The 6,551-nt window shown below is 69.8% G+C and carries 5 protein-coding genes and 1 pseudogene; 1 reads left to right on the top strand and 5 read right to left on the bottom strand.

Going from position 1 to position 6,551, the window contains the following annotated elements; genetic code table 11:
- Nucleotides 1-556, bottom strand: a pseudogene (locus PSH25_RS24190) (hypothetical protein); the annotation flags it as partial.
- Between the two features lie 597 nt (nucleotides 557-1,153).
- Between PSH25_RS24190 and PSH25_RS24195 the strand changes: the two are divergent.
- Complete coding sequence (locus tag PSH25_RS24195) at nucleotides 1,154-2,929, top strand: glycoside hydrolase family 6 protein (protein ID WP_238661255.1); 1,776 nt, start codon at nucleotides 1,154-1,156, stop codon at nucleotides 2,927-2,929.
- Nucleotides 2,930-3,218: 289 nt separating this feature from the next.
- Here the strand turns inward: PSH25_RS24195 and PSH25_RS24200 are convergent, their stop codons facing one another.
- The 4 genes from PSH25_RS24200 to PSH25_RS24215 all read right to left on the bottom strand — a co-directional run bounded on the left by PSH25_RS24200 (nucleotide 3,219) and on the right by PSH25_RS24215 (nucleotide 6,415).
- Nucleotides 3,219-3,605: a hypothetical protein gene (locus tag PSH25_RS24200; protein ID WP_238661256.1), complete on the bottom strand. Its 387-nt coding sequence runs from the start codon at nucleotides 3,603-3,605 to the stop codon at nucleotides 3,219-3,221.
- Between the two features lie 133 nt (nucleotides 3,606-3,738).
- Nucleotides 3,739-4,047, bottom strand: a complete 309-nt coding sequence (locus PSH25_RS24205) for a hypothetical protein (RefSeq protein WP_238661257.1) — start codon at nucleotides 4,045-4,047, stop codon at nucleotides 3,739-3,741.
- Nucleotides 4,048-4,063: 16 nt separating this feature from the next.
- Nucleotides 4,064-5,722: a sodium:solute symporter family protein gene (locus tag PSH25_RS24210; protein ID WP_238661258.1), complete on the bottom strand. Its 1,659-nt coding sequence runs from the start codon at nucleotides 5,720-5,722 to the stop codon at nucleotides 4,064-4,066.
- 198 nt (nucleotides 5,723-5,920) lie between these two features.
- Nucleotides 5,921-6,415 (bottom strand): hypothetical protein, encoded by a 495-nt coding sequence (locus PSH25_RS24215; protein ID WP_238661259.1) that lies wholly within the window; start codon nucleotides 6,413-6,415, stop codon nucleotides 5,921-5,923.
- Between the last annotated feature and the right edge of the window lie 136 nt (nucleotides 6,416-6,551).

Consider the following 6,551-nt stretch of genomic DNA (forward strand, 5'->3'; position numbering starts at 1 on the left):
CCTTGGTCTCACACTTGGTCTCCTCGCCGTGGTCGGATCCGTGCCCGTCCTTGGACGCGCAGCCCTTGTCCCGGCCGTTTTCCGAGCTGTGCTCGTCCTTGTAGTCGTCGTTGTTATTGTCCCGCTCTTCTTCGGCGTCCTGGCCGCGCTCTTCGCCCTTCCACTTCTTCCTGTCCTCGTCGCCGTAGGCCTTGGCGGCAGCGCCGCCACCCTGGCCGCCCTTTCCGTTGTCGTCCTTGCCGTTCTCGTCCTTGCCGTTGTCGTGGTCGGAGGAGTTCTCCTCCTCGCGCCACTCGCGGTCCTCGCCCCGGTCTTCGTGCGCCGGCTTGAGCTTGACCTTGCCGGTGACCTTGGACCACACGTACGCGTGCTCCTGCCGATCCGGGCAGATCTCGAGGAGCTTGACCTCGTCGCCGGCCTTGACGACGTGCGGCTTGGCGTAGACCTTGCCGTCTTCGTGGCCGTTGGCGAACGCGATCCCCGGTGCGAACACCAGGAGCGACGCGCCGCCGAGCGCGGCGCCCGCAACGACCTTCCCGAGCATCTTCTTAGCCATGACCTGCGTCACTCCATCCCTGTTGTCCTGCGCTCGGCGACAACCGAGCTAAGACCGACGTTAGACGGTTTCATGACCTATGAAGTGAAAGATTCGCGTTTTGGCCTTTGATCCAAGTAAGCGGTGAAGGGGTGCTACGCGGCTTTCGCCGCGCTGAGCGTCGTGTCGGACGGCCCGGGACCTTCTGAGTGGGCCACGGCGTTCCGCGCTCACCGTGCCCGGCCGGCCTCGCTCATCCGGTAGCGGCTGGTCCGAGCGGCCCGTGCCGCTCGGGCGCAGTCGGAGGTATCGTCCGAAACGCTCTGGCCAACACATCGAGCCATTGCCATGGAAGCGCTCCCATGCAAGAATCGGCGAACGCGGTTCTGAGAGCCACACCGTGCAGGCAGGGAAGTCGAGGGCACCGTTCATCGGGCGACATCCCGCCGCCGATCGACCGGCCGACGCATCGGCCGGGCACCACCACCACCATCGCCCGTCCGGGTCGGGCGCCCCCCAAGAATCCCGTTGGCGCCGACGGCCGTCCGTGCAGGACGCCCATCGGGCCGTCCCGCCGGGCCGTACCTGGGCCCGGTCTCGCCCAAGGAGATCAGTGGCATGAATGTGTGGAGAAGGCTAACCGGCCCACGCCGGGCCCTCGCGCTCGCCGGCGCGGGTGCCCTGGTCGCCGGTGGGCTCGTAACGATTCCGGTTACCGCGGCGCAGGCCGCGACGCAGTGCGACATCGCGTACACGAGCAACGAGTGGCCCGGCGGTTTCACCGCGAGCGTCACCATCAAGAACGTCGGCGACCCGCTGAACGGCTGGACGCTGGGCTGGACCTTCCCCAACTCCGGCCAGCGGGTGCAGCAGGGCTGGTCGGCCACGTTCACCCAGTCCGGCAGCCAGGTCACCGCCCGGAGCCTGTCCTACAACGGCACCCTGGCCACCGGCGCGTCGACGAGCATCGGCTTCAACGGCGCGTGGAGCGGCAGCAACCCGAAGCCGACCTCGTTCACCCTGAACGGCGTGGTCTGCAACGGTGGCACCACTCCGCCGACCACGCCCCCGCCGACCGACCCGCCGCCCACCACGCCGCCGCCGACCGACCCGCCGCCCACCACGCCGCCGCCCGGCACCAAGGTCGACAACCCGTACGCCGGGGCGCGCGGTTACGTGAACCCCGAGTGGAAGGCCAAGGCGGACGCCGAGGCCGGCGGAAGCCGGATCTCCAACAACCCCACCGCCGTCTGGCTGGACCGGATCGCCGCGATCAACGGCACGCCGGACAGCAGCTCCAACGGCGCCTTCGGGGTGCGGCAGCACCTGGACGAGGCGCTGCGCCAGGGCGCCGGCTACATCCAGTTCGTGATCTACAACCTGCCCGGCCGGGACTGCTCCGCGCTCGCCTCGAACGGTGAGCTGGGCCCCGACGAGCTGCCGAAGTACAAGGCCCAGTACATCGACCCGATCGCCGCGATCCAGGGTGAGTCGAAGTACAGCAGCCTGCGGATCATCAACGTCATCGAGATCGACTCGCTGCCGAACCTGGTCACCAACACGTCCGGCCAGCCCGGCGGCACGGTCATGTGCGACACGGTCAAGGCCAACGGCGCGTACGTCAACGGTGTCGGCTACGCCCTCGCCAAGCTCGGTGCCATCGGCAACGTCTACAACTACATCGATGCCGGACACCACGGCTGGCTCGGCTGGGACTCCAACTTCGGCCCGACCGCCGACATCCTGAAGACCGCCGCGGTGGCCTCCGGCAGCACGGTCAACAACGTGCACGGGTTCATCACCAACACCGCGAACTACTCGGCGCTGACTGAGCCGTACTTCAAGGTCACCGACAACGTGAACGGCCAGTCGGTGCGGCAGTCCAAGTGGGTCGACTGGAACTTCTACGTCGACGAGCTGTCCTTCGCTCAGGCGTTCCGTACCAAGCTGGTCTCGGTCGGCTTCAACTCCAACATCGGCATGCTGATCGACACGTCCCGCAACGGTTGGGGCGGCTCCGCGCGGCCCACCGGGCCGGGCGCGACGACCAGCGTCGACACGTACGTCAACGGGGGTCGCATCGACCGCCGGGCCCACCTCGGCAACTGGTGCAACCAGTCCGGCGCCGGCCTCGGCGAGCGCCCGCGGGCCAACCCGGCCACGGGCATCGACGCCTACGTCTGGGTGAAGCCGCCGGGTGAGTCGGACGGCTCCAGCAAGGAGATCCCGAACAACGAGGGCAAGGGCTTCGACCGGATGTGCGACCCGACCTACGGCGGCAACGCCCGGAACGGCAACAACCCGTCGGGTGCTCTGCCGGACGCGCCGATCTCCGGTGCGTGGTTCTCCGCCCAGTTCCAGGAGCTCATGCGCAACGCCTACCCGGCGCTCTGATCGGGTAGCTCACGCACCAACCCGCTGCCAGTGGTTGGTGAGGCACTGTTGGCAGCAGGTTCCCCCCGGGTCCCCGGCCCGACCGTCACAGGTCGGGTCGGGGACCCCCCTTGGGCGTGAGTCGAAGCCCCTGGCCGGCCTGCGGCGGGCCCGGACGACGGCCGGCCGCGTTGGAGGTTGGCCCGGATACCGGTGTTGTATCCGGGCCAACCTCCGCCTTGCCGGACCGCCGCCTGGACTCTGCCTCGGCTCGACCGAGGACTTCGACTCACGCTCGTGTCGTCCCGACTCAGGGCACGGTGCGCTCGATCGCGGCCCGGCCCTGCTCGGCCAGGTCACGGCGGGCCTTCTCCAGGTTCTCCGGTGTCAGGTCCTGGCCGCGGGCCATCACCAGGTCCTCCGGCTCCCAGGGCTGCTCGCTCCCGGTGCGGATGTTGTCCCCACCGGCACCGGTGCCCGTCCCGGTCGCACCGGTGCCGGCCGCGTACGGGTCGCCGATCAGCTCGTCGGTGTCCGGTGCGAGGTCGTCCGGTCGGCTGCGGGGTTCGGCGAAGCCCGGTGTGTCCCGGTCGGGTCCACCGCCGGTGCGTAGCTGCGGCACGGTGGCGTCATCGTCCACCGCCGAGGCCACCTCGGGGCTGTCCTCCAGCGGCGGTTGGCGATCGCGATCGGTCATGGTGCTGCCTCCTGTGTCCGACACGGTGCCTGATTTCCCCCACGTACCCCTTCGTGCCGCGCTCATGCCGCACGGCCCGGCGGTCAGGCCGGGCCGTGCGGATGCCGTGCGGTCGGGCCGGGCGGCCCGGCGGTCAGGCGTCGGGTTGCCGCTCGTTCGGGGCCGGCGCCTCCGCCGGGCGCAGCCACTGCCAGAGCAGCATGAGCAGACCGAACACGAGCATCGCCAGCCCGGCCCACAGGTTGATCCGGACGCCTTCGGCCTTGTCGATCTCGGCCCGGCTGTCGAAGATGCCGATCAGTGTCACGATGATCCCGTACGCGACGAAGAGGCCACCGATCACCCGGCGGATGTCGAACAGCCGGGCCGCGGCGGAGCGTCGCTGCTCCGCCTGCGCCTCGTCGATCAGCGGGTCCTGTGCCGGCTGGCCATCGTTGCTCATCTGCCGACCCCTTTCCTCAGAAGACCGGGATGTAGAAGAGGGCGGCCAGCGCGACCGCGATCAGACCGAGCAGCACCGGGGAGCGGTACCAGACGGCGTCCCCGGCGAGCACGTCGCCCTTCAGGTCGACGCCGCCCATGCCGTACACCAGCCCGCGCAGCTCCTCGTCCCGCTTGGGCGAGGTGAGCGGGGTGACGATCGCGGCGACCACCACCGCCGTGACGAACGCCAGACCGGCACCCCAGAAGCTCTCCTCCAGGTCGGAGTTGAAGTCGACCACACCGCCCTTGTAGAGCAGGTAGAGGCTCAGCGACACCAGGGTGCCCAGCAGCAGCGACCAGAAGCCGGCCAGGGCGCTCATCCGCTTCCAGAACATGCCGATGATGAAGGTGGCGAACAGCGGCGCGTTGAAGACGGAGAAGAGCGCCTGGATGTAGTTCATGATGTTGCTGAACCCGGCCGCGATGAAGGCGGTCCCGATCCCGATCACCACGGCGGCGACCGTCGCCCACCGGCCGACCCGCAGGTAGTACTCGTCCGACCGGTCACGGCGGATGTACGCCTGCCAGATGTCGTAGGTGAAGACGGTGTTGAAGCCGCTCACGTTTGCCGCCATGCCGGCCATGAACGAGGCGAGCAGGCCGGTGACCGCCACCCCGAGCACGCCGTTGGGGAGCAGGTCGCGCATCAGCAGTGGAATGGCGTTGTTGTACTGCAGGTCGCCGCTCTCCGCGCCGAGGCCCTTCACCGTGACCAGGGCCACCAGGCCCGGGATGACCGTGACCAGGGGGATGAACAGCTTCGGGTACGCGGCGATGATCGGCGTACGGCGGGCGGCGCTCATGTTCTTGGCCGAGAGGGCCCGCTGCACCTCGGCGAAGTTCGTCGTCCAGTAGCCGAACGACAGCACGAAGCCGAGGCCGAAGACGATGCCGATCCAGTGCGCGCCCAGCGGGTTGGCCGTGCTGCCGGTGTCCTGCCAAGCGTGCAGGCCCGCCTCGCCCAGCTTGGTGTCGCCGACCGCGTCCATCAGGCCGTTCCACCCGCCGACCTTGACCAGACCGATCACGGTGACCGGGATGAGGCCGGCGAGGATGACGAAGAACTGGAGCACCTCGTTGTAGATCGCCCCGGACAGGCCGCCGATGGTGATGTACGCCAGCACGATCGCCGCGCCGACCACGATCGCCGTCCAGAGCGGCCAGCCGAGCAGCGCCTGCATGACGAGGGCCAGCGCGTAGAGGTTCACGCCGGCGATCAGCACCTGGGCGACGGCGAAGCTGAGCGCGTTGAGCAGGTGGGTGGGGCGGTTGAACCGCAACCGCAGGTACTCCGGCACGCTGCGGACCTTGGAGCCGTAGTAGAAGGGCATCATCACGATGCCCAGGAAGACCATCGCCGGGACCGCGCCGATCCAGTAGTAGTGGACCGTCATCACGCCGTACTGGGCCCCGTTCGCGGCCATTCCGATGATCTCCAGCGCGCCGAGGTTCGCCGAGACGAAGGCGAGACCGGTCACCCAGGCCGGCAGGGAGCGGCCGGAGAGGAAGAAGTCGACGCTGGTCCGGATCGCCCGACGCGCGGCGAAGCCGACCCCGAGGACGGTGACGAAGTACAGCGCCAGGATCAGGTAGTCCAGGCCGTTCATGTTGAGCCGAAGACCGTCGCCGTCCATCCCGCCACCCCTCGTCCCGACGCCGCGCTGGTTGGTGCGCGGGCGCCCTATTACCCCCGTCCGGGCGGTTTCACGCCCGAAGGTCGAGACCGCCCCGTTCGGGCCTGCTCGGGCGGTCTCGCCCGCCCGGCGACGATGGGGTACGCAAGGTGGCGCCCCGGCCGTCACGGCCGGGGCGCCAGTCGTCGTTCGGGTGACTCAGCGACCGAGTACGCGGTCCAGGAAGTCCCGGTAGTTGCGGACCGCCATCCGCAGTTGCTCGGTGTCGGCCGAGCCGGCGTCCTGCCACCCGCCCAGGGTGTTCTTCTGGGCGGCCAGCGCCGAGGAGAGGGCCTGGATGGCCTCCTCCACCAGCGACTGCGCCTCGCCGGCAGCCGCCTGGGGGTCGTCGACGAAACGCAGCTGCACGTCCCGCCAGCGGTCCCGGAAGCCCTGCGCGGTGTCCGTGTCGAGGAGCGTGGCCGGCTCGGCCGCGACCGTCGACCCGGCGGGCCGGGATGTTCCGGCGGACTCCAGCGTGGGGCTGGTGTCGTCGCCGGGGACCGGCTCGCCGTCCGCGTCCGGGTCGACCATCCCCGGCGTCGCGCTGCCGTAGCCGACCGCACCCGCCGTGGCGGCGTCCCGGTCGCCGGTCAGGTCGACGCGCCGCTCGGGGTCGCCGTCCGTGCTCCCCGGTGCGACGACGGTCCGCATGGTGCCGGCGTGGAAGCCGAAGACCAGCAGGGCGGCTAACGGGGCCGCCGTGCGGGAGCTGGCCCGCGCCGAGGGCGTCACCCCGTTCGCCGTCCTGCTGGCCGGCTTCGCCGCCCTGCTGCACGCCGAGAGCGGG

Source organism: Micromonospora foliorum, from assembly GCF_022229015.1.
Classification (GTDB): Bacteria; Actinomycetota; Actinomycetes; order Mycobacteriales; family Micromonosporaceae; genus Micromonospora; species Micromonospora foliorum.